At 70.8% G+C, this 23,403-nt stretch carries 20 protein-coding genes; 12 read left to right on the top strand and 8 right to left on the bottom strand.

The features are described 5' to 3' along the window. The first annotated feature begins 101 nt into the window (after positions 1-101). The 6 genes from FBY22_RS30795 to aroQ all read left to right on the top strand — a co-directional run bounded on the left by FBY22_RS30795 (position 102) and on the right by aroQ (position 6,105). Positions 102-680, top strand: coding sequence for a TerD family protein (locus FBY22_RS30795; protein WP_142151250.1), 579 nt, complete (start codon positions 102-104; stop codon positions 678-680). Between the two features lie 53 nt (positions 681-733). After that, complete coding sequence (locus tag FBY22_RS30790; RefSeq protein WP_142151249.1) at positions 734-2,701, top strand: TerD family protein; 1,968 nt, start codon at positions 734-736, stop codon at positions 2,699-2,701. A gap of 227 nt (positions 2,702-2,928) precedes the next feature. Continuing rightward, complete coding sequence (locus tag FBY22_RS30785) at positions 2,929-3,930, top strand: TerC family protein (protein ID WP_142151248.1); 1,002 nt, start codon at positions 2,929-2,931, stop codon at positions 3,928-3,930. Positions 3,931-4,058: 128 nt separating this feature from the next. Then, entirely contained in the window at positions 4,059-4,373 is a 315-nt protein-coding gene (locus FBY22_RS30780) for a hypothetical protein (protein WP_142151247.1), read from the top strand. Between the two features lie 61 nt (positions 4,374-4,434). Further along, positions 4,435-5,535 (top strand): calcium:proton antiporter, encoded by a 1,101-nt coding sequence (locus FBY22_RS30775; protein WP_142151246.1) that lies wholly within the window; start codon positions 4,435-4,437, stop codon positions 5,533-5,535. Between the two features lie 96 nt (positions 5,536-5,631). Further along, the gene (gene aroQ / locus FBY22_RS30770) at positions 5,632-6,105 is read left to right on the top strand and encodes a type II 3-dehydroquinate dehydratase (protein ID WP_142151245.1); all 474 of its coding nucleotides are present in this window, start codon (positions 5,632-5,634) and stop codon (positions 6,103-6,105) included. 91 nt (positions 6,106-6,196) lie between these two features. On the opposite strand, the gene FBY22_RS30765 is transcribed toward aroQ, so the two are convergent. The 5 genes from FBY22_RS30765 to FBY22_RS30745 form a co-directional block, all read right to left on the bottom strand. Further along, the gene (locus FBY22_RS30765) at positions 6,197-6,949 is read right to left on the bottom strand and encodes an amino acid ABC transporter ATP-binding protein (protein WP_142151244.1); all 753 of its coding nucleotides are present in this window, start codon (positions 6,947-6,949) and stop codon (positions 6,197-6,199) included. Then, positions 6,946-7,863, bottom strand: coding sequence for an amino acid ABC transporter permease (locus FBY22_RS30760; protein WP_142151243.1), 918 nt, complete (start codon positions 7,861-7,863; stop codon positions 6,946-6,948). Before FBY22_RS30760 ends, FBY22_RS30765 begins: the two co-directional genes overlap by 4 nt. Next, a complete protein-coding gene (locus tag FBY22_RS30755) occupies positions 7,860-8,744 on the bottom strand; it encodes an ABC transporter substrate-binding protein (protein WP_142151242.1) in 885 nt (294 codons plus the stop codon). The genes FBY22_RS30760 and FBY22_RS30755 overlap by 4 nt, the downstream gene beginning before the upstream one ends. 525 nt (positions 8,745-9,269) lie before the next feature. Further along, a complete protein-coding gene (locus tag FBY22_RS30750; protein WP_142151241.1) occupies positions 9,270-9,926 on the bottom strand; it encodes an MBL fold metallo-hydrolase in 657 nt (218 codons plus the stop codon). Positions 9,927-10,003: 77 nt separating this feature from the next. Beyond that, complete coding sequence (locus FBY22_RS30745; RefSeq protein ID WP_142151240.1) at positions 10,004-10,690, bottom strand: maleylpyruvate isomerase family mycothiol-dependent enzyme; 687 nt, start codon at positions 10,688-10,690, stop codon at positions 10,004-10,006. A gap of 223 nt (positions 10,691-10,913) precedes the next feature. Here FBY22_RS30745 and uvrA point away from each other — a divergent pair, with 223 nt between their 5' ends. Then, complete coding sequence (gene uvrA / locus FBY22_RS30740; RefSeq protein ID WP_142151239.1) at positions 10,914-13,952, top strand: excinuclease ABC subunit UvrA; 3,039 nt, start codon at positions 10,914-10,916, stop codon at positions 13,950-13,952. A gap of 61 nt (positions 13,953-14,013) precedes the next feature. On the opposite strand, the gene FBY22_RS30735 is transcribed toward uvrA, so the two are convergent. Further along, positions 14,014-14,925 (bottom strand): carbohydrate kinase, encoded by a 912-nt coding sequence (locus FBY22_RS30735; RefSeq protein WP_142151238.1) that lies wholly within the window; start codon positions 14,923-14,925, stop codon positions 14,014-14,016. Then, complete coding sequence (locus FBY22_RS30730) at positions 14,922-16,178, bottom strand: LacI family DNA-binding transcriptional regulator (protein ID WP_142151237.1); 1,257 nt, start codon at positions 16,176-16,178, stop codon at positions 14,922-14,924. The genes FBY22_RS30735 and FBY22_RS30730 overlap by 4 nt, the downstream gene beginning before the upstream one ends. A 194-nt stretch (positions 16,179-16,372) precedes the next feature. Here FBY22_RS30730 and FBY22_RS30725 point away from each other — a divergent pair, with 194 nt between their 5' ends. Next, a complete protein-coding gene (locus FBY22_RS30725; RefSeq protein ID WP_142151236.1) occupies positions 16,373-16,801 on the top strand; it encodes a Rieske (2Fe-2S) protein in 429 nt (142 codons plus the stop codon). A gap of 45 nt (positions 16,802-16,846) precedes the next feature. Here FBY22_RS30725 and FBY22_RS30720 read toward each other — a convergent pair whose 3' ends face one another. Then, positions 16,847-17,803 carry a hypothetical protein gene (locus FBY22_RS30720; RefSeq protein ID WP_142151235.1) on the bottom strand — a complete coding sequence of 319 codons (957 nt, stop codon included), beginning with the start codon at positions 17,801-17,803 and terminating at the stop codon, positions 16,847-16,849. A 431-nt stretch (positions 17,804-18,234) separates the two neighbouring features. Here FBY22_RS30720 and uvrC point away from each other — a divergent pair, with 431 nt between their 5' ends. Genes uvrC through whiA form a run of 4 tightly spaced genes read left to right on the top strand, consistent with a single transcriptional unit; the run spans position 18,235 to position 23,373 of the window. Beyond that, on the top strand, positions 18,235-20,364 hold the full coding sequence (gene uvrC / locus FBY22_RS30715) for an excinuclease ABC subunit UvrC (protein ID WP_142151234.1): 2,130 nt from the start codon (positions 18,235-18,237) through the stop codon (positions 20,362-20,364). Next, positions 20,361-21,329, top strand: a complete 969-nt coding sequence (rapZ, locus tag FBY22_RS30710) for an RNase adapter RapZ (protein WP_142151233.1) — start codon at positions 20,361-20,363, stop codon at positions 21,327-21,329. Before uvrC ends, rapZ begins: the two co-directional genes overlap by 4 nt. Next, on the top strand, positions 21,326-22,393 hold the full coding sequence (yvcK, locus tag FBY22_RS30705) for a uridine diphosphate-N-acetylglucosamine-binding protein YvcK (RefSeq protein WP_142151232.1): 1,068 nt from the start codon (positions 21,326-21,328) through the stop codon (positions 22,391-22,393). The genes rapZ and yvcK overlap by 4 nt, the downstream gene beginning before the upstream one ends. Next, on the top strand, positions 22,384-23,373 hold the full coding sequence (gene whiA / locus FBY22_RS30700; protein WP_142151231.1) for a DNA-binding protein WhiA: 990 nt from the start codon (positions 22,384-22,386) through the stop codon (positions 23,371-23,373). Before yvcK ends, whiA begins: the two co-directional genes overlap by 10 nt. Positions 23,374-23,403: the final 30 nt, after the last annotated feature.

Genomic DNA, 23,403 nt, shown 5'->3' with positions numbered 1-23,403 from the left:
AGCGGGAGCCGGGGTACGGCACCGTCGGTCCCCCTGCGTAGGGTTCTGCTCAACCGCGGACTCCGCGGCAACAGGGGACAGCTCGAGAGGGGAATCAGCGCGTGACCGTCAACATGACCAAGGGTCAGGCCATCAGTCTGCAGAAGAACGACGGGGGCAGCCTGACCGCGGTGCGCATGGGTCTCGGCTGGCAGGCGGCTCCCCGGCGCGGCCTGTTCGGTTCGCGTACGCGGGAGATCGACCTGGACGCCTCGGCCGTCCTGTTCGCCGACAAGCAGCCCGTGGACGTCGTCTTCTTCCGCCACCTCGTGAGCGACGACGGCTCCGTGCGCCACACCGGCGACAACCTCGTCGGCGGTGTCGGCCAGGGCGGCGACGACGAGGCGATCCTCGTCGACCTCGCGCGCGTCCCGGTCCACATCGACCAGATCGTCTTCACCGTGAACTCCTTCACGGGACAGACCTTCCAGGAGGTGCAGAACGCCTTCTGCCGTCTCGTCGACGAGACCAACGGCCAGGAACTGGCCCGCTACACGCTCGCGGGCGGCGGTGCCTACACGGCCCAGATCATGGCGAAGGTGCACCGCTCGGGCACGGGCTGGACGATGACGGCCATCGGCGCCCCGGCCAACGGCCGCACCTTCCAGGACCTGATGCCGACGATCCTGCCGGTCCTGTAGGACCACCCGAAGAGCTACACACGGCACACCGGCGACACAGGGGGACGAGGGCGATGGCGGCCGAGCTGGTGCGGGGGCAGAACCACCCGCTCTCCCAGGCCCGACTCGAGATCCGGGTCTCGGCCGGCGCGCCGGTCGTGGCCTCGGCCACGCTCGGCGACGAAAACGGCAAGGCGCGGAGCACCGAATGGGTGGCCCACCCGGGTGCGCCGACCCTGCCGGGCCTTGAGGTCTCCCGGCAGGCGGCCGCGGACCACCGTCTCGCGGTGGACCTGGACGCCATGCCGGAGGCCGTCCACCGGGTCAACGTGCTGCTCGCGCTGCCCACGGCGGGCGGTGCGGGCCCGGCCCGCTTCGGCGCCGTGGCCGCCCCCTTCGTCGCCGTCACCGGGCTCGACGGCACCGAGGTCGCCACCTACACGATCACCGGTCTGGACGCCGAGTCGGCCGTCGTGGCCCTGGAGCTCTACCGCCGGCAGGGCGCCTGGAAGGTGCGCGCCGTCGGGCAGGGATATGCCGGCGGTCTCGCCGAACTCCTCACCGACCAGGGCCTGCCCGAGGCCCACCACCTCGCGGGCCACATCGACGAGGCGGTCGCCCAGAGTCTGGCCCGCTCGGTCCAGGCACCCCCGCAGCGGACCGCGGACGGCGACCGTACGCGGCAGGCAGCGGGACCGCACGCCTCTCCCTACGGCCCGCAGAGCACGCCCGCGTCCGGCGCCGCGCAGCCCACGGTGCCGCAGGGCCTCACGCCCCCGGATTCCTCGGCGCTCACCCAGCCGTCCGCGCCCACCGTCTCCGGCCCCATCGACTACAGCCACCCGGGCCGCAGGCCCGCCGCACCCCCGCCGCCCGTCCCGACGGCGCCCCCGGCCTCGCCGGGACAACCGGCGCAGCCCGTCGCCGGCGACGCGACCGGCTGGTCCATGGACGAGCGGCTGTACAACCAGGTCTGGGGCATGTTCGAGGACCTGGCCCGCACGACCGCCGCCTACCGCAGCGCCGTCGACTTCGCCGACTCCCGGATGGAGAAGGAACTCGACCAGGCCCTTTCCGACCCGCGCAGCAGGATCGGCGGACAGGGCGACGCCGCGCGGGAAGCGGCGCAGGCCAAGCACGCGCACCTCGTCGACCAGGCACGGGCGGCCCTGGACCGCGACCTCGCCCAGCTCTCCGCCGAGGCCGACGTCGTCGAGCCCGCGCTGCCGCCCGCGTACGCGCGCTGGGACAACCCCGTCTGGCACGGCTACCGGGTGCCGATGGAGCTCCCGATGGCCGTCCGCGTGGGCGATCTCCATCTACCGGAGAGCGGGCTGCTGCGCATCCCGATGCTGGTGCGGCTGCCGTTGGAGCGGGGTCTTTGGATCGACAGCGGACGCTCCGAGCTGTTTGACGAGTCGTTCGCCGACGCCGCGGGACTGGGGCACCTCGCCATGGAGACGGCGGTCGCGCTCGCGGCCCGTCTGCTGGCCGTCTATCCCGCCGGCGAGTTCGCCGTGCACGTCGTGGACCCGGCGGGCTCGGGCGCGCGGGCTCTCGCACCGCTGGTGCGCACCGGTGTGCTCGGGGCCCCGCCCGCGCTGGGTGCCGCCGGCGTGGCGGACGTCCTCGGCCGTCTCACCGAGCGCGTCGACCTGGTGCAGATGGCGGTGCGCGGCGGCGCCCCCGACGCGCTGCCGCCCGGCTTCGACACGGCGGAGCAGCTGCTGATCGTCAACGACTTCCCGCACGGCTTCGACGACAGGGCCGTGAACCAGTTGCGCTACCTCGCGGACGAGGGCCCCGCCGTCGGTGTCCACCTGATGATGGTCGCGGACCGGGAGGAGGCCTCGAGCTACGGGCCCCTGCTCGACCCCTTGTGGCGTTCGCTGCTGCGACTGACGCCGGTGCCCGACGACCACCTCGCCGACCCCTGGGTCGGCCACGCCTGGACGTTCGAGCCCGCGCTCGTACCGCCCGGGAGCCAGGTCCTGCAGCAGGTGCTCACTTTGGTGGCGGCAGCCCGTACCAAGTACACGTAAAGCGACTCTGAGCTGCTGCTTTGACCTTTCTTTTGCCAATCACTTTACCTTTCCTTGGTGATTGGGGTACGGTTGTTCCCACGGAGGGGAGTACTCCCTGTCGACTGCGGCGTACCCGTCAATACGGATCCGATCGGATCCCGGGGCGTCGGCCCACCGTGGGTGGAAGAGACCTCCGGCAGCGCGACGACGCTGGTAATTGGCCGTTCCGTCCTGCCGGAGGCGCAGTGGATGTTTCCGTGAACCTGTGGGTTCTGACCATCGTGGGCCTTGCCGCCCTGATCGCGGTCGACTTCTTCATCGGCCGCAAACCGCACGACGTGTCGATCAAGGAAGCGGGGATCTGGACGATCGTCTGGATCGCCCTCGCCGGGCTCTTCGGACTCGGTCTGTTCGTCTTCGCGGGCGGACAGCCCGCCGGCGAGTTCTTCGCGGGCTTCATCACCGAGAAGTCCCTGAGCGTCGACAACCTCTTCGTCTTCGTCCTGATCATGGCGAAGTTCGCCGTGCCCTCGCAGTACCAGCAGCGGGTCCTGCTGATCGGCGTCCTCATAGCCCTGGTCCTGCGGGCGATCTTCATCGCCGCGGGTGCCGCGATCCTCGCCAGCTTCTCGTGGGTGTTCTACCTCTTCGGCGCCTTCCTGATCTGGACCGCCTGGAAGCTCATCCAGGAGGCCCGGGCCGGCGAGGAGGAAGAGGAGTTCGAGGAGAACAAGCTCCTCAAGGCCGCCGAGCGTCGCTTCGGCGTGGCCGACCGCTACCACGGCACCAAGCTGTTGATCCAGCAGAACGGCAAGCGGGTCATGACCCCGATGCTGGTCGTGATGCTGGCGATCGGCACCACGGACGTCCTCTTCGCCCTCGACTCGATCCCCGCGATCTTCGGCCTGACCCAGGACCCGTACATCGTCTTCACCGCCAACGCCTTCGCCCTGATGGGCCTCAGGCAGCTGTACTTCCTCATAGGTGGCTTGCTCAGGAAGCTGGTCCACCTCAGCTACGGCCTGTCGATCATCCTCGGCTTCATCGGCGTCAAGCTGGTGCTGCACGCCCTGCACGAGTCCGGCGTGCACGTCCCGGAGATCTCCATACCGGTCTCCCTGGGTGTGATCTGCACGGTCCTGATCGTCACCACGATCACCAGCCTGCGTGCCTCGAAGAAGCAGGCGGCGGTCGAGGCGGCGCAGGCCGGGAGCGAAGGCGCTCCGAAGGACGGCGTCCAGGTCTGAGGACGACCGGCGTAGGAACAACCAGCACCGGGAGCGAGACGGGATGAATTGCAACATATCGCTCCCGGTGCTTCGTTGGTTGCCAGGCGATCCCACCCCGGGAGAGCCATGGCCCGGTGGAGGAACCCGTGGACGCACCGGAGAAGTTCGTACAGATCATCGACTTCGAGACCGACCGCATCGAGGAACTGCGGAAGCTGGGCGAGGAGATGGACCAACGCTTCGCGGGCCGCAGCGGCGGTCCCACGCACCGCCTCGTCCTCAAGGACAGGAACCGGCCGGGCCGCTACCTCGTGGTGATCGAGTTCGACTCGTACGAGCAGGCGATGGCCAACAGCGACGACCCCGAGACCTCCAAGTTCGCCGAGCGGATGGCCGCGTTGTGCACCCGGCCGCCGTCCTTCACCGACTGCGACGTCCAGGAGATGACACAGCTCACATGACACGATCCGGGCCCCGTACCACCGGAATGCGGGGCCCGTGCCCCTCTGCGAGGATCGCTCCATGATCGCTCGGCTCGGGTCGCTCACCAGCCAGTGGACGTCTCTCGTGCCGGTTCTGGCGGTCGTCCTGCTGATCTTCACCTGGGGGCGTGACCTCCCCGGCGTGGTCGTCGCGCTGGTGACGCTGGTCCTCGCGGGGGCCGTGCTGGCCGCCGTCCATCACGCCGAGGTGGTCGCCCACCGGGTCGGGGAACCTTTCGGCTCCCTCGTCCTCGCGGTCGCCGTCACGATCATCGAGGTCGCCCTCATCGTCACCCTGATGGCAGACGGCGGCGACAAGGGCTCGACCCTGGCCAGGGACACGGTCTTCGCGGCCGTGATGATCACCTGCAACGGCATCGTCGGCATCAGTCTGCTCGTCGCCTCGCTCCGGCACGGCACCGCGGTGTTCAACCCCGAGGGCACCGGCGCCGCCCTCGCGACCGTCGCGACCCTGGCCACGCTCAGCCTGGTCCTGCCGACGTTCACCACCAGCCGGCCCGGCCCGGAGTTCTCCGCCATCCAGCTCACCTTCGCCGCGATCTCCTCCCTGATCCTCTACGGCCTGTTCGTCGCGACCCAGACGGTGCGCCACCGTGACTACTTCCTGCCCATCCCCCGCCAGGGCGACGTGATCACCGCCGACGACCACGCCGACGCACCCACCGCCCGCACCGCGTGGATCAGCCTGAGTTTCCTCGGCCTCGCGCTGATCGGCGTGGTCGGCCTGGCCAAGGGCGTGTCCCCGACGATCGAGTCCGGTGTGGAGGCCGCCGGGCTGCCCCATGCCGTCGTCGGCGTGATCATCGCCCTGCTGGTGCTGCTGCCCGAGACCATCGCCGCCCTGCGCTCCGCCCGCCGCGACCGGGTGCAGACCAGCCTGAACCTCGCGCTCGGCTCGGCCATGGCCAGCATCGGCCTGACCATCCCCGCCGTCGCCCTGGCTTCGGTGTGGCTCTCCGGCCCACTGGTGCTCGGACTCGGCGCCACCCACATGGTGCTGCTCGCCCTGACCGTGGTGGTGGCCTCCCTGACGGTGGTGCCCGGACGGGCCACCCCGTTGCAGGGAGGCGTCCATCTCGTGCTGTTCGCGGCCTACTTGGAGCTGGCGATCAACCCGTAGAAACGTCCCCGCAGACCCGCTGCCGGGGCGCCGTGATAGACCGGGTCCGAACAGTGGTCCCCGTGGATCGCTCTATCCGACCGGACCGGAGGAACCGTGCCCCGCACCCTGGCCAACGCCCCGATCATGATCCTCAACGGGCCGAACCTGAACCTGCTCGGCCAGCGGCAGCCCGAGATCTACGGCAAGGACACCCTGGCCGACGTGGAGGCCCTGTGCGCCAAGGCCGCGGCCGCGCATGGCGGCCGAGTGGACTTCCGGCAGTCCAACCACGAGGGCGAGCTGGTCGACTGGATCCACGAGGCACGGCTGAACCACTGCGGGATCGTCATCAACCCCGGCGCCTACTCGCACACGTCCGTGGCGATCCTGGACGCGCTCAACACCTGCGACGGACTGCCCGTGCTGGAGGTCCACATCTCCAACATCCACAAGCGGGAGTCCTTCCGGCACCACTCCTACGTGTCGCTGCGCGCCGACGGCGTCATCGCCGGCTGCGGTGTCCAGGGATATGTCTTCGGAGTGGAGCGGGTGGCGGCACTGGCGGGTCCCGCGCAGGCCGAGGCATAGCCATCGCGCGCGGCGTAACTCCCGCTCGCGGCGCAGGCATCGCGCCCGGCGTAACTCCCGCTCGCCAGGAGGGCGCCCCTTACCAGGCCGCTTACAGCCGCCCCGCCTCGACGATGCGTCGCAGGAAACGCCGTGTGCGTTCCTGCTGCGGGTCGCCGAAGATCTGCTCGGCCGTACCTCGTTCCAGGACGACACCTCCGTCCAGAAAACAGACCTGGTCGGCGACGTCCCGGGCGAAGCCCATCTCGTGCGTCGCCAGCACCATGGTCATCCCGTCGCCCTTCAGGTCGCGCACGACGGTGAGCACCTCGCCGACGAGCTCCGGGTCGAGCGCGGCGGTGATCTCGTCGAGCAGCAGCAGCCGGGGCCGCACGGCGAGGGCACGCACGATGGCCACACGCTGCTGCTGGCCGCCGCTCAGCCGGTCCGGGTAGGCGTGGGCCTTCTCGCTGAGCCCGAGCCGCTCCAGCAGCTCTCCGGCGCGCTCCTCGGCCTCCTCGCGGGACACGCCGTGGACGCGCCGCGGGGCGAGGGTGATGTTGTCCAGCACGGTCATGTGCGGAAACAGGTTGTACGCCTGGAAGACCACGCCGATACGGCGCCGTACGGCGTCCTGGTCGACGCGCGGATCCGTGATCTCCTCGCCGTCGAGCCAGATGGCGCCGTCGTCGATCTCCTCCAGCAGGTTCGCGCACCGCAGCAGCGTCGACTTGCCCGAACCCGAGGCACCGATCAGAGCGGTCACCGTGTGGGGGGCGACCTCCAGGTCGACGTCCCGCAGAACCACGGAGCCGCCGAACGTCTTGCGCACGGACTCCATGCGCAGCACGGGGGCGTCGCTCATATCGCTCCTCCTTGAGCGCGCTGCCGGTCCATCCGCGCCGTCACCCAGTCCGTGAAGCGCGTCATGGGGATCGTCAGCGCCACGAAGACCAGTCCCGCGACGATGTACGACGTGTAGTTCATGCTGCGCTGCGCGATGATGTCGGCCGCCCGCACGGCGTCGATCGCGCCGCCGATCGACACCAGACCGGTGTCCTTCTGGAGGGACACAAGGTCGTTGAGCAGAGGTGGCACCTGACGGCGTACGGCCTGGGGGAGGACCACGTACCGCAGCGCCTGCCGGTTGGTCAGGCCCAGCGAGCGGGCCGCGGCCCGCTGCGAGGGATGGACGGACTCGATGCCCGCGCGGAACACCTCGGCCACGTAAGCGGAGTACGTCAGCGTCAGCGCCGTACCGCCGAGCAGCACCGGATCGACCGTCACGCCCTGCAGACGCAGCGCGGGTACGCCGAAGATCACGATCATCAGGTTGATGATCAGCGGCAGGCCGCGGAAGAAGTCCGTGTATGCGGCCGCGAGCGCCCGCAGCGGGAAGAACACCGGCCCGGGCAGAGTGCGCGCGATGGCGATCAGCATGCCGAGGACCAGCACCAGCACGCCGCAGACGAGCAGCAACCGGACGTTGAGCCAGAGCCCTTCGAGGACCTTGGGCAAGGCCTCGCGCGCGTAGTGCGCGTCGAAGAAGGTCTCCTTGGTGCGCGGCCAGCCGGGCGCGTTGACGACGACCACGTACAGCACGACGGCCGTGAGGAGGGTGGACAGTGCGGCGATGGCGGTCGCACGGCGGGCGCGGGCACGCTTGTGACGCTCCCGGTCCAGACGCCGCTCCGAGGGGACGTACGCTTCGTCCGCGCCCGGCGCGCCGCCCCCGCCGTCCGCGCCTTCCCGGCCCGAGTCGTCCTTGAGGAGCGTCACTTGAGCACCGGAGCGTCGACGGCGTCGGACAGCCACTGCTTCTCAAGCTTCGCCAGCGTGCCGTCCTCGCGGAGGGCGTCCACCGCCGACGACACGCACGACGTGAGAGCGCTGCCCTTGTCGAGGACGAGCCCGAACTGCTCGGGCGTGGTGCCCTGGTTCTCGAACTGGCCGACGATCCTGGCGTTGGTCACCTGGGCCGCGGTGACGTAGAACGCGGTCGGCAGATCGGTGACGATCGCGTCGACCTGGCCGTTCTTGAGAGCGGAGATGGCCTGGTCGTTCATGGAGTACACGGCCGCCTGCTGCGACGGCTTCACCACGTCGCTGATGTAGTTCAGGCTTGTCGTGCCGACCTGGGCGCCCAGCTTGAGGCCCTTGAGGTCCGCGATGCCGGTCGCCTTGGCGGCCTTGCTGCCCTTGAGCGCGATGACGGCCTGACGCACGTCGTAGTAGCCGGACGAGAAGTCCACGGCCTTCTTGCGCTCGGCGCTGACCGACACCTGGTTGATGTCGAAGTCGAAGGTCTTCTCGCCGGGAGCGAAGGCCTTGTTGAAGGGAACGCTCTGCCAGACGACCGCGCTCCTGGCGTATCCGAGCTGCTGGGCGACGGCGTACGCGACCGCCGACTCGAAGCCCTTGCCGTTGGCCGGCTTGTCGTCCTTGAACCAGGGCTCGTACGCGGGCTCGTCGGTGGCGATCGTCAGCCTGCCGGAGGTCTTGGTGGCCAACTTGCCCTTGGCGCAGGTGCTTCCGGTCGATCCCGAGGCGTTGTCGCTCGCCTTGTCCTCCGGCTGCGGCGCGCAGCCGACGGCTGTGGCGAGCAGGACGATGGTTGCCGCGGCGACGGCGCGGCGCATTGCGCGAGGGGCGAGATGCATGGCGGGAGATTGACAGCCCGACGTCTCGTTTGTCGAGGTCACGTCGGCAACTGTCCGCATACTGGGAACGGGTGTTGCATTCCTGTGAACGCGCTCCGGCCGCACGCGGTGGAACGCCGGGGCCGCCGGTCGAGGGCGGGGTTGGGTGGACCGGCGGCCCGTACCGCGCAGGAGCCGTCATCCTGAGCGGGGCGATTTCCAGTTGACCGCGCAACCAAGTGCGCCGGGAGCGCGCGCATGGCCCCGGCGCGTGCGAACGGTTCACACGGGGCGCGCACCGACTCGGCGCGGGCGTACGGAACTTCGACGGTGGGGTGCGGGTCTTCGGCCCACGCGGTGCGGGACTTCGGCCCAAGGCGTGCGGGACTTCGGCCCAGGGGTGCGTGACGCATTCGCCGTTCCGTGCGCTGTACGGCATGACTCCCATGGGTCACGGGCCCGTCCTCTCGAGGCGGCAAGCGGGCCGAGGCGCACAGGGGCGGAGGATCGATCGACCCTCCGCCCCTGTGCGCCGTCCGGAGACCGTCACCACCCGCGCGCGTGCCACTCCGGCAGGTGGGGTCGCTCCGCGCCCAGCGACGTGTCGTTGCCGTGCCCCGGATAGACCCAGGTCTCGTCCGGCAGCACGTCGAAGATCTTCGTCTCCACGTCGCGGATCAGGCTCGCGAACGCCTTCGGATCCTTCCGGGTGTTGCCGACCCCGCCGGGGAAGAGGCAGTCGCCCGTGAACACATGGGGATGCCCGTGCGGGTCGTCGTAGACGAGCGCGATCGAGCCCGGCGTGTGCCCGACCAGGTGGCGCGCGGTGAGCTCCACCTGCCCCACCCGGATGGTGTCGCCGTCGTCGACCAGGACGTCGGTCGGCACCGGGATGCCCGAGGCGTCGTCCCGGCCCGCGTACGTGCGCGCCCCGGTGGCCGCGACGACCCGGGCGAGCGCCTGCCAGTGGTCCCCGTGCTGGTGCGTGGTGACGACGGAGGCGATGCCGTCGTCACCGATCATGCCGAGCAGGATGTCCGCGTCGTTGGCCGCGTCGATCAGCAACTGCTCGTCCGTGGCCCGGCAGCGCAGCAGATAGGCGTTGTTGTCCATCGGGCCGACCGCGATCTTGGTGATCATCAGGTCCTTGAGCTCGTGCACGTCCGCCGGGCCGCCGACCGTCACCTGTCCGCTGTACGTCATGGCGGTCAGCCTATAGCGGGGGAGGGCGCAGGAGTCCCCGCCGAAGGTCGCGCCCGCGGCCGAGTGGGGCCCGCGCCCTACAGCGGCGGCAGTCCGGGAAGCGAGCCGCCCCGCACCGTCAGCCCGGAGCCGTCCCGGCGCCCCGCGAGCCAGCCCAGCAGCTCGGGCGCCGGCCCCGTCACCGTGATCTCCACGTCCGCCGCCTCCCGGCCGGTCCGCCACGCGCGCGTGCCGTCCATGAGGCGGGTCGGCGGCACGTCCGGGTGGCCCGAGAAGCGGTCGGCCAGGAAGGCGATCTCCCGCTCCGTGAACTGCTCCGGCACGTCCTCCAGCTCGTATCCGATGCCGAGGTCCACGTGATGCAGCTCCACCTCAGCCCAACGCCGGAACGGCACCCGGGACGCCGAGTCGGTGACCCCGTTGCGCAGCTCCACAGTCCGCGACCAGTCCGCGGGTGCCGCCCCCGCCGCCTGGAAGCGGGCTGCGCTCTCGCGCAGATCGGCGAGCTGTGTCTGAAGGGGGCGCGGCGCGTCACGCTCGATGTCGGCGTCGCGGGCCTTGCCGGAAACGTACATGGGGCGGCCCTCCAGGACGTTCACGAGGGCGTCGGCGTTGCGGGCGAGGTGCGCGAGAACGTGGCCACGGGTCCAGCCCGGCAGCCGTGACGGCTCGGTCACCGACGCGTTGTCCAGTTCGGCGGCTGCGGTGAGCAGCCGGTTCGTCGCGTCATGTACAGACGCCAGGTCATGACCGTGATCAATCATGGTGCTGACCCTAGCCTCGCCACACCTTTGGGTGAAGGTGGTGAAGCAGTGCCGTAAATCGAAAGCACGTGCTATATGGTCGGGAGTGGCGTCGGGCATGCTGGATGGCCGGGGATTGTTATGCAACCCGGAATCCGACCGGCGTTGTCAGTGGCTCCCCCTAGTGTGAGAAGACACGGGGGCCTCGCCCCTGTCACTTCTCTCAAGAAAGGTGCGGACCGGCGTGGCCGACCGTCTCATCGTCCGTGGCGCGCGCGAGCACAACCTGAAGAATGTCTCGCTCGACCTGCCGCGCGACTCGCTCATCGTCTTCACGGGCCTGTCGGGGTCGGGCAAGTCCTCGCTGGCCTTCGACACCATTTTCGCCGAGGGGCAGCGGCGCTACGTGGAGTCGCTCTCCTCGTACGCCCGTCAGTTCCTCGGCCAGATGGACAAGCCGGACGTCGACTTCATCGAAGGTCTGTCGCCGGCGGTCTCCATCGACCAGAAGTCGACCTCGCGCAACCCGCGCTCGACGGTCGGCACGATCACCGAGGTCTACGACTACCTCCGGCTGCTCTTCGCGCGCATCGGCAAGCCGCACTGTCCCGAGTGCGGCCGCCCGATCTCGCGCCAGTCGCCGCAGGCCATCGTGGACAGGGTCCTGGAGCTGCCGGAGGGGAGCCGCTTCCAGGTGCTGTCGCCGCTGGTGCGGGAGCGCAAGGGCGAGTTCGTCGACCTCTTCGCCGACCTGCAGACCAAGGGCTACAGCCGGGCGCGCGTGGACGGCGAGACCGTCCAGCTCTCCAACCCGCCGACGCTGAAGAAGCAGGAGAAGCACACCATCGAGGTGGTCGTCGACCGCCTCACGGTGAAGGACTCCGCCAAGCGCCGCCTCACCGACTCCGTGGAGACCGCCCTCGGCCTGTCCGGCGGCATGGTCGTCCTCGACTTCGTCGACCTCCCCGAGGACGACCCCGAGCGCGAGCGCATGTACTCGGAGCACCTGTACTGCCCGTACGACGACCTGTCCTTCGAGGAGCTGGAACCCCGCTCCTTCTCCTTCAACTCGCCCTTCGGCGCCTGCCCCGAGTGCACCGGCATCGGCACGCGCATGGAGGTCGACCCGGAACTGATCGTCCCGGACGAGGACAAGTCCCTCGACGAGGGCGCCATCCACCCCTGGTCGCACGGTCACACCAAGGACTACTTCGGCCGCCTGATCGGTGCCCTGGCGGACGCGCTGGGCTTCCGGACGGACATCCCCTTCGCCGGCCTGCCGCAGCGGGCCAAGAAGGCCCTGCTCCACGGCCACAAGACCCAGATCGAGGTCCGCTACCGCAACCGGTACGGCCGCGAGCGCGTGTACACGACGCCCTTCGAAGGAGCCGTCCCCTTCGTCAAGCGCCGGCACAGCGAGGCCGAGAGCGACTCCAGCCGGGAGCGCTTCGAGGGCTACATGCGCGAGGTGCCCTGCCCCACCTGTGAGGGCACCCGCCTGAAGCCGATCGTCCTCGCGGTCACGATCATGGGGAAGTCGATCGCCGAGGTCTCGGCGATGTCCATCAGCGACTGCGCGGACTTCCTTGGCGAGCTGAAGCTGACCGCCCGCGACAAGAAGATCGCCGAGCGCGTGCTGAAGGAGGTCAACGAGCGGCTGCGCTTCCTGGTCGACGTCGGCCTGGACTACCTCTCCCTCAACCGCGCGGCCGGCACCCTCTCCGGCGGCGAGGCCCAGCGCATCCGCCTGGCCACCCAGATCGGCTCCGGCCTCGTGGGCGTCCTGTACGTCCTCGACGAGCCGTCCATCGGCCTGCACCAGCGCGACAACCACCGGCTGATCGAGACCCTGGTCCGGCTGCGCGACATGGGCAACACGCTCATCGTCGTCGAGCACGACGAGGACACCATCAAGGTCGCCGACTGGGTCGTCGACATCGGCCCCGGCGCGGGCGAGCACGGCGGCAAGGTCGTGCACAGCGGCTCACTGAAGGAGCTGCTCGCCAACGCCGAGTCGCAGACCGGTCAGTACCTGTCCGGCAAGAAGGCGATCCCGCTGCCCGACATCCGCCGCCCGCAGGACCCGTCCCGCCGGCTCACGGTGCACGGGGCCCGCGAGAACAACCTGCAGGACATCGACGTCTCGTTCCCGCTGGGCGTCTTCACGGCCGTCACGGGGGTGTCCGGTTCCGGCAAGTCCACGCTGGTCAACGACATCCTGTACACGCACCTGGCCCGCGAGCTGAACGGCGCGCGCAACGTCCCCGGCAGGCACACGCGCGTGGACGGCGACGATCTCGTCGACAAGGTCGTGCACGTCGACCAGTCGCCCATCGGCCGCACCCCGCGGTCCAACCCGGCGACCTACACCGGCGTCTTCGACCACATCCGCAGGCTGTTCGCCGAGACCACCGAGGCGAAGGTCCGCGGCTACCTGCCCGGCCGGTTCTCCTTCAACGTCAAGGGTGGCCGCTGCGAGAACTGCGCGGGCGACGGCACGATCAAGATCGAGATGAACTTCCTCCCGGACGTCTACGTCCCGTGCGAGGTCTGCCACGGCGCCCGGTACAACCGGGAGACGCTGGAGGTCCACTACAAGGGCAAGTCCATCGCCGAGGTCCTGAACATGCCCATCGAGGAGGCGATGAACTTCTTCGAGGCCGTCCCGGCGATCAACCGTCACCTCTCGACGCTGAACGACGTCGGTCTGGGCTACGTCCGCCTCGGCCAGTCCGCGACCACCCTTTCCGGTGGTGAGGCGCAGCGCGTGAAGCTCGCCAGCGAGCTGCAGAAGCGCTCCACGGGACGCACCGTCTACGTCCTCGACGAGCCGACCACCGGCCTGCACTTCGAGGACATCAGCAAGCTGCTCAAGGTGCTGTCCGGCCTGGTCGACAAGGGCAACACGGTCATCGTCATCGAGCACAACCTCGACGTCATCAAGACCGCCGACTGGATCGTCGACATGGGTCCCGAGGGCGGTGCCGGCGGCGGACTCGTCGTCGCCGAGGGCACGCCCGAGGAGGTCGCCGGAGTCCCGGCCAGCCACACCGGCAAGTTCCTGCGCGAGGTCCTCGGAGCCGACCGGATCAGCGACGCTGCCCCCGTGAAGGCTCCGCGCAGGACGGCGGCGAAGAAGACGGTCGCGGCCAAGTCGACGGCGAAGAGGACGGCGACGGCCAAGGCCGCGGCGACCAGGAGCACGACGGCCAAGACCGCCGACAACACGGCCGCGAAGAAGGCGACGCCCGCGAAGAAGACAACACGGGCGCGCAAGGCCTGAGGTCACCGAACGACGGAGAAGGCACGGCGCCCCGCGGGAGTTCCCCGCGGGGCGCCGTTCGTCACAGGTCTCCGAGTTCGGAGGCGTACGGCGGCTCCGCGCCCGCCCGGGAACACGTGACGGCGGCCGCCCGCGCCGCGAATCGCAGCAGCCTCGTCCACCCGTCGGCGCCCAGCCCCAGGAGTGCCTCGGCGGACAGGGCGTCCTGGGCGGCCAGACCGTGCAGCAGAGCCGCGTTCACGGTGTCTCCGGCACCGATCGTGTCCACGACCTCGACCTTCTCGCCCGGCACGGAATGCACCGCGCCGTCCGCCGTGAAGACGCTCAGCCCGTCACCGCCCTGGGTGATCACCACTGCCGAAGGTCCCGCGGCCAGCCACTCACGCGGGGTGCCGCCCAGCCACAGGGCGTCCTCCTCGGAGAGCTTCAGCAGGGACACCGACGGCAGCCAGCTCTTGAAGCGCGCCCGGTAGGCGTCCGCGTCCGGGATCAGCCCGGCCCGGATGTTGGGGTCGAGCGCGGTGAACACGCCCTGTTCGGCCGCCGTTCGCATCAGCTCCTCGTAGGCGCTCGCGCCGGGCTCCAGGACGAGCGAGCACGTCCCGAAGGACACGGCGCGCGTCCCGGCGGGGAGCGTCGCAGGCGCGGTGAACAGCCGGTCGGCGGTGCCCTCGACGTAGAAGGAGTAGGCGGCCGAGCCGTTTCCGTCGATCGTCGCGACCGCGAGCGTGGTCGGCTCGGGGCCGCGCTGCACGGCCGACACGTCCACGCCGGCTTCCCGGAGCCCGTCGAGGAGGGCCTCGCCGAAGGCGTCCAGCGAGGTACGCGAGCAGAACGCGGTGGGCGAGCCGAGGCGGCCGAGGGCCACGGCGGTGTTGTACGGGCCGCCGCCGAGCGCCGGCTTCAGCCCGGCGAGGGCACCCGTGCCCTGCGGTACCAGATCGATCAGGGCCTCACCGGCGACGACGATCACGAGACGGTTCCTCTCTCGAACTGCGCGGACTGCGGGTACTGCGTGGACCTGCCGGCGTGAGCGGGTCGCGCCGACTCACCGGTCCGCTCGGACTCGGCGGACCGCTCCGACTCCCCGGACCGTCCGTCCTCCCCGGACCGTCCGTCCTCCCCGGACTCCCCGGACTCCCCGGATTCCGCGGATCGGTCGGCTGGTGCCGCCGGACCGGGTTCCGGGCACCCGCACGAGGTCCGGTGGACGAAGGCGCAGGGCAGCCGCACGGTGCGGGCGGGCCGGTCCGGTGCGGCGAGGCGGTCCAGCAGAAGCCGTACCGCCTGGGTGCCGATCTCCCTGCCGGGCTGGGCGATCGCGGTGAGCCGCGGGGAGAAGAGATCGGCCCAGGGGAAGTCGTCGAAGCAGCACAGCGCGATGTCGTCGGGCACGGACAGACCGCGGTCGCGCAGGGCGCGCAGGGCACCGAGGGTCATCGCGTTGTTGGCCGTCACGAGCGCGGTGGGCGGGGCGGCGAGGGACAGCAGGGCGGCCGTGGCCCGTTCGGCACCGGCCGACTCGGAGTCGCCGTGCGCCAGCAGACGCTCGTCGTGGGGGAGGCCGGCGGCCGCGATCCCCTCCCGGTAGCCGGCGATGCGCTCGCGGGTGGTGCTGAGGCCGGGCAGCCCGGCGATCAGGGCGATGCGGCGGTGGCCGCGTCCGGCGAGGTGGGCGACGAGCCGTGCGGTCGGTTCCGCGCTCTCGGCACAGACCTGGTCGAAGCGCAGGCCGCCGTCACCCGACCCCGGAGCCCCTTCGGGCGAAGCCGCGGCCGTGTCGACCAGCCGGTCGAGGAAAACGGTCGGTACGTCATGGCGCGCGAGGTAGGCGATGAGTTCGCGTGGGTCGGCCGAGGGAGCGACGATCATGCCGTCCACGCGCCGTTCGTGCAGCAGCTGGACGACCGTGCGCTCGTGGGCGGGATCGTCGTGCGGGTCGGCGATGAGCAGGCCGTGGCCCGCGTCCAGGGCGGCCGCTTCCACGCCTTGGAGGATCTCCGTGAAGTACGGGTTTCTGATGGCCGAGACCGCGAGACCGATCGACCGGGTGCGGGAGGTCACCAGGGAACGGGCCAGGTTGTTCGGTGTGTAGCCCAGCCGCTCGATCGCGTCCAGGACGGACTGCCGGGTGTGCGGCAGGACCGGCCGGGTGCCGTTGAGGACGTGCGAGACGGTCGCCACGGACACCCCGGCGCTCCGCGCGACATCGGCCATGGTCGGCACCGCGTCCTCCTCTCCGTACCGAGCGCTTGAGGCCGGCTGTCCGTACCACGCGCTCCAGGGCGGAACGTATCTCATTCCCCGCGCGACGTAAACGCTTACGCAAGCGTTTAACTCACACCACCCCCGACCAGCGGTTCGGCGGTCGCCCGGGAGTATCGTCGCCGTGCACCAGCCCCTCACCAGCGGAGAACCGTATGCCTGCCCGCCCTTCCCCGAGCCGTCGTACCGTCCTGCGGGGCGCGGCCCTCACGACCGTGGCCGGTCCAGGACTCGCCGCCTGTGCGACGGGGGCCGGGGCGGAAGGGGCACCCACCACACCGACGGCGCCCGTCGAACTCGGCCCGGGATCGGACGTCGCCACGGGCGGTGCCGAGCTCTACCGGGACCACAATGTCGTGGTCAGCCGTGCCGGGGACGGCTCGCTGAAGGCGTACAGCACGATCTGCACGCACGCGGGGTGCCCGATCAACAAGCTGGAGGGGACGACGCTGATCTGCCCCTGCCACGGCAGCGAGTTCGACGCCAGGACCGGCAAGGTGCTGCGCTCCCCGGCCACGGAGCCGCTGCGCGAACTCTCGGTGCGGACGGCGAACGGCAAGATCGTCGCGGGCCCGCTCACCTGAGGCAGCGCGCACCCGGAGCGTCGAGGGACAGCTCTCGGCCAGAGCTCACTCCCAGTCCCAGCCGATGCCCACGATCCCCGTGCGCACCCGGGGCTCGACGAGGTGGACCGAGTGGTGGTGGCCGCTGAGGACGAGTTCCTGGCGGCCGCCTCGCGGAGCGGCCGCGGAGTGCTGGGCGAAGCGATGGCAGCGCACCGGCAGCGCGTGTTCGTCGAAGCGCACCTGCAGGGCGTACTGCCCGCCGGCCGGCCCGAACCCGCGGACGTACTCGCGGCAGACGCCGGCCGTGCCGTCCTCGACGCAGTAGCGGAAGAGGAAGGTGTCCCCGGCCCGCAGCCGGGTGTCGAAGAGCAGTTCGGCCACGAGGACCCCGGTGTCGTGGTGTGCGCGCACGCGTCCTGTACGGCAGTTCTCCAGGGCGTGCACCCGCATGCGCTCCGGCGCGCACCCCGGGTCGCCGTGGTGGACGGCGACGAAACGGTCGATGCCGTCCTTGTGGGCGCGCACGATGTGCTGCGACTCGCGCCCCGACAGCTCGCGCCGCGGGCCGATGCGCACCCGCTCGTGGTGCCCGAGGGTGTGCAGCCCGCCGTCCGGCGGCAGGCGCAGCTCGGTCAGCATCCGGTCCAGGACGTCCGAGGCGGCGACCAGGGAGCGGTACGAGCGGGCGGCGGGCCGTTCGGCACAGGTCCGTTCGTCGGTCTCGGCGAGCAGCCGTATCAGTGACTCCTCCGGCAGCTGGAGTATCTCCTCCAGGGCCCGCACGGCCCGCAGCGACTCCGGCCGCTGTGGCCGCCGGGCGCCCTGCTGCCAGTAACTCAGGCTGGTCACGCCCACCTTCACCCCGTGGCGCGACAGATGGTGCTGCACGCGCTGCAGCGGCAGCCCGCGGGCGGCGATGGCGGCGCGCAACGCGACGTGGAAGGGCCCGCCCCGCAGGGCCGATTCCAGTTCCGCGCCGACGACGGCGGCGACGTCCGCGTGCTGTGTGGCGTGCGGCATGCAGGGGGCCTTTCTGTGAATGCTCGCTACGGCTGGTCGGGCCGGTTGGTGCGAAGGTCGGGGCCACCCCGTCGGCGTCGGGGGCGTCTTCACATCCGTACGCCGTCGTTCACGGCCCCGAGTTCCCCCGCATTGAAGCGTGTTGACCAAGTCCCGACAACACCTGATGCCCGACAGGCGCGGACACCTGGCCGAGACCCGATCGGTGGCCGCACGCCCGCGTGGCCGCCCCGTCACAGCCCGCCACCTGTCCGGTCGCCGTCGATCCTCCGGTCTCATGATCGTCGACGCGGCGCGCACCGGGGCCGTCGCCCGGCGCCGCGGGGGCGCCCACCTGCCGAGCGTGCCGGCCTTCCCCGAGGCGCGTAGGCTCGATAGGCGTTGTCCACAGCCTCGCCGTACTGTCACCCCCCGCCAGTAGGGTGTGAGACATGGCCGACCCCTCCAGCTACCGCCCCAAGCCGGGACAGATCCCCGACTCTCCCGGGGTGTACAGGTTCCGTGACGAGCACCGCCGGGTGATCTACGTCGGAAAGGCGAAAAGCCTGCGTCAGCGCCTGGCGAACTATTTCCAGGACCTGACGAACCTGCACCCCCGCACCCGGTCGATGGTCACCACCGCCGCGTCCGTGGAGTGGACCGTGGTGTCCACAGAGGTCGAGGCGCTGCAGCTGGAGTACTCCTGGATCAAGGAGTTCAACCCCCGGTTCAACGTCAAGTACCGCGACGACAAGAGCTACCCGTACCTCGCGGTGACGATGAACGAGGAGTTCCCGCGCGTGCAGGTGATGCGCGGTCACAAGAGGAAGGGAGTCCGGTACTTCGGCCCGTACGCGCACGCGTGGGCGATCCGCGACACCGTCGACCTCCTGCTGCGCGTCTTCCCCGTACGCACCTGCTCGGCAGGCGTCTTCAAGAACGCCACCCGTACCGGCCGCCCCTGCCTGCTCGGCTACATCGGCAAGTGCTCGGCACCCTGCGTGGGCCGTGTCGACCCCGAGGAGCACCGCGAACTCGCCGAGGAGTTCTGCGACTTCATGGCCGGCCGCACCGGCACCTACCTCCGCCGCCTGGAGAAGCGGATGACGGAGGCGGCCGAGGAGATGGAGTACGAGCGGGCCGCCCGCCTGCGCGACGACATCGAGGCCCTGCGGAAGGCCATGGAGAAGAACGCGGTCGTGCTCGCCGACGCGACCGACGCCGACCTGATCGCGGTCGCCGAGGACGAGCTGGAGGCGGCCGTCCAGATCTTCCACGTCCGCGGCGGGCGCGTGCGCGGCCAGCGCGGCTGGGTCACCGACAAGGTCGAGGAGATCACCACCGGCGCCCTCGTCGAGCACGCGTTGCAGCAGCTCTACGGCGAGGAGAAGGGCGACTCCGTCCCCAAGGAGGTCCTCGTCCCCGCCCTGCCCGACCCGGTCGAACCCGTTCAGGAGTGGCTCGCCGACCGGCGCGGCTCGGGCGTCTCGCTGCGCATCCCGCAGCGCGGCGACAAGAAGGCGCTGATGGAGACTGTGCAGCGCAACGCGCAGCAGGCGCTCGTTTTGCACAAGACCAAGCGCGCCTCCGACCTCACCACGCGTTCGCGTGCCCTGGAGGAGATCGCCGAGGCCCTCGACCTGGACAGCGCCCCGCTGCGCATCGAGTGCTACGACATCTCGCACCTCCAGGGCGACGACGTCGTCGCGTCCATGGTCGTCTTCGAGGACGGCCTGCAGCGCAAGAGCGAGTACCGCCGCTTCCAGATCAAGGGCTTCGAGGGCCAGGACGACGTCCGCTCCATGCACGAGGTGATCACCCGCCGCTTCCGGCGCTACCTCGCCGAGAAGGAGAAGACCGGCGAGTGGGGGGACGACGGCCAGGGGGACGGTCTCGTGGGTGAGGCGACGGACGCCCTCCAGGTGGACGGTACGCAGGCAGGTCTCCAGGCGGACCTGCAGGACGACGGATTCCAGACCGACGGCCTGAAGAACGAGGACGGCCGGCCCAAGAAGTTCGCCTACCCGCCCCAGCTCGTCGTCGTCGACGGCGGACAGCCGCAGGTCGCGGCGGCGAAGAGAGCCCTGGACGAGCTCGGCATCGACGACGTCGCCGTCTGCGGTCTCGCCAAGCGGCTGGAAGAGGTCTGGCTGCCGGACGAGGACGACCCCGTGGTCCTGCCCCGCACCAGCGAGGGCCTCTACCTGCTGCAGCGCGTCCGCGACGAGGCACACCGCTTCGCGATCACCTACCAGCGCACCAAGCGGGCCAAGCGCTTCCGCTCCAGCCCGCTGGACGAGGTGCCCGGCCTCGGCGACACCCGCAAGCAGGCACTTCTGAAGCACTTCGGTTCGTTGAAGAGACTGCGATCCGCCACCATCGACCAGATCTGCGAGGTACCCGGCATAGGTCGCAAGACGGCCGAGACGATCGCCGTGGCCCTCGCCCAGGCGGCTCCGGCCGCACCCGCCGTGAACACGGCCACTGGAGAGATCATGGAGGAGGAACCCGGCACCATGGGTTCCGGTGGGGAGCCCGTGACGACGGGAGCCCCGGACGAACGACGGGGGCAGGAGACATGAATGTGAACAACCACGACGAGCAGCACGAACAAACGGGCCGAGGCGGAGACGGAGCACAGGTGAGTACGGGCACGACCGGCGAGACGGGTGGGCTTCCCGAAGTCGCCATCCCCGAGCTGGTGATCATCTCCGGCATGTCCGGCGCCGGAAGGTCGACGGCCGCGAAGTGCCTGGAGGACCTGGGCTGGTTCGTCGTCGACAACCTCCCGCCCGCGCTGATCCCCACCATGGTGGAGCTCGGCGCCCGCTCGCAGGGCAACGTGGCCCGGATCGCGGTCGTCGTCGACGTACGCGGCCGGCGCTTCTTCGACAATCTGCGCGAGTCCCTGGCCGACCTGGAGACCCGGCACGTCACCCGCCGCATCGTCTTCCTGGAGTCCTCCGACGAGGCCCTGGTCCGCCGCTTCGAGTCGGTGCGCCGCCCGCACCCCCTCCAGGGCGACGGCCGCATCGTCGACGGCATCGCCGCGGAGCGCGAGCTGCTGCGCGAGCTGCGCGGTGACGCCGACCTGGTGATCGACACCTCCAGCCTGAACGTGCACGAGCTGCGCGCCAAGATGGACGCCCAGTTCGCCGGCGAGGAGGAGCCCGAGCTGCGGGCCACCGTCATGTCCTTCGGCTTCAAGTACGGCCTACCGGTCGACGCCGACCTGGTCGCGGACATGCGCTTCCTGCCCAACCCCCACTGGGTCCCGGAGCTGCGCCCCTTCACCGGCCTCAACGAGGAGGTGGCGGCCTACGTCTTCAACCAGCCCGGCGCCAAGGATTTCCTGGACCGCTACGCCGAGCTGCTGCGCCTCATCGCGGCCGGCTACCGCCGCGAGGGCAAGCGGTACGTGACCGTCGCCATCGGCTGCACGGGCGGCAAGCACCGCTCGGTGGCCATGTCGGAGAAGCTCGCCGCCCGCCTCGCGGCCGAGGGCGTGGAGACGGTGGTCGTGCACCGGGACATGGGACGCGAATGACGGAACGCTCTGTGCGGCTGAGCAGGCTGCGCCGGATGGTGCCCGAGTCACGCGCGGGCCGGACGGTCGAGACCCGCGGAGCCAGGCCGCGCCGGCGCGGTGCACAGCCCAAGGTCGTCGCCCTCGGCGGCGGCATGGGCCTGTCCGCCTCACTCGCCGCGCTGCGCCGGATCACCGGCGACCTCACCGCCGTCGTCACCGTGGCCGACGACGGCGGCTCCAGCGGGCGCCTGCGTGACGAGCTGGGCGTGCTGCCGCCCGGCGACCTGCGCAAGGCGCTGGCCGCGCTGTGCGGCGACGACGAGTGGGGCCAGACCTGGGCCCGGGTCATCCAGCACCGCTTCCACTCCAAGGGCGACCTGCACGACCACGCGGTGGGCAACCTGCTGATCGTCGCCCTGTGGGAGCAGCTGGGGGACCACGTCCAGGCCCTCGACCTGGTCGGCAGGCTGCTGGGCGCGCACGGGCGCGTGCTGCCCATGTCCGCCGTACCACTGGAGCTGCAGGCCCTGGTCAAGGGGCACGACCCGGACCGGCCGGAGGACGTGGACACGGTCCGGGGCCAGGCCACGGTCGCCCTCACACCCGGCGAGGTGCAGTCCGTGCACCTCGTGCCGCACGACCCGCCGGCCGTCCCCGAGGCCGTCGAGGCGGTCCTGGACGCGGACTGGGTCGTGCTCGGCCCCGGCTCCTGGTTCTCCTCGGTGATCCCGCACCTGCTCGTACCGGAACTGCTGGACGCCCTCACCCAGACCAAGGCACGCCGGGTACTCTCGCTGAACCTCGCCCCGCAGCCCGGAGAAACCGAGGGCTTCTCCCCGCAGCGTCATTTGGAGGTTTTGGGACGACACGCCCCTAAACTCGCCCTGGACGTGGTGCTGGCCGACGAGGCCGCCGTGCCCGACCGCGACGTGCTCACCGAGGCCGCCAAGCGGCTCGGGGCCGCGGTCGAGCTCGCCCCGGTGGCACGGAGAGACGGAACTCCGCGGCACGACCCGGAGCTGCTGGCCGCCGCGTACGACCGTATTTTTCGGATGCATGGAAGGATCGGCCCATGGCGATGACGGCAGCGGTGAAGGACGAGATCTCCCGGCTCCCCGTCACCCGGACCTGCTGCAGGAAGGCGGAGGTCTCCGCCATTCTGCGGTTCGCCGGCGGCCTCCACCTGGTGAGCGGCCGCATCGTGATCGAGGCGGAGCTGGACACCGCGATGGCGGCCCGGCGCCTGAAGAGAGACATTCTGGAGATCTTCGGCCACTCCTCGGAGCTGATCGTGATGGCGCCCGGCGGACTGCGCCGCGGCTCGCGTTACGTCGTCCGGGTCGTCGCCGGCGGTGACCAGCTGGCCCGCCAGACCGGCCTGGTGGACGGGCGCGGCCGCCCGATCCGCGGTCTGCCCCCGCAGGTGGTCTCGGGGGCCACCTGCGACGCGGAGGCCGCCTGGCGCGGTGCGTTCCTGGCGCACGGCTCGCTCACCGAGCCCGGCCGCTCCTCCTCCCTGGAGGTGACCTCCCCGGGGCCCGAGGCGGCGCTCGCCCTGGTCGGCGCGGCCCGCCGGCTGTCGATCGCCGCGAAGGCGCGCGAGGTACGGGGGGTGGACCGGGTCGTCGTCCGGGACGGCGACGCGATCGGCGCCCTGCTCACCCGGCTCGGCGCCCACGAGTCGGTGCTGGCCTGGGAGGAGCGCCGGATGCGCCGGGAGGTCCGGGCCACGGCGAACCGTCTCGCCAACTTCGACGACGCCAACCTCCGCCGCTCCGCCCGCGCGGCCGTCGCCGCCGGAGCCCGGGTCCAGCGCGCGCTGGAGATCCTCGGCGAGGAGGTCCCCGAGCACCTCGCGGCCGCCGGGCGCCTGCGCATGGAGCACAAGCAGGCCTCCCTGGAGGAGCTGGGCGCGCTCGCCGACCCGCCGCTGACCAAGGACGCCGTGGCCGGCCGTATCCGCCGCCTGCTGGCGATGGCCGACAAGCGTGCCTCCGACCTCGGCATCCCGGGCACGGAGTCCAGCATCACCGAGGAGCTGGCGGACAACCTCGTCGGCTGACCTACCGACAACCTCCCGCTGCCGGCGTCC

The sequence above is a fragment of the Streptomyces sp. SLBN-31 genome, from assembly GCF_006715395.1.
Lineage (GTDB): Bacteria > Actinomycetota > Actinomycetes > Streptomycetales > Streptomycetaceae > Streptomyces.
Note: the sequence above shows the minus strand (reverse complement) of the source record. Positions and strands in the feature narration are given on the sequence as shown.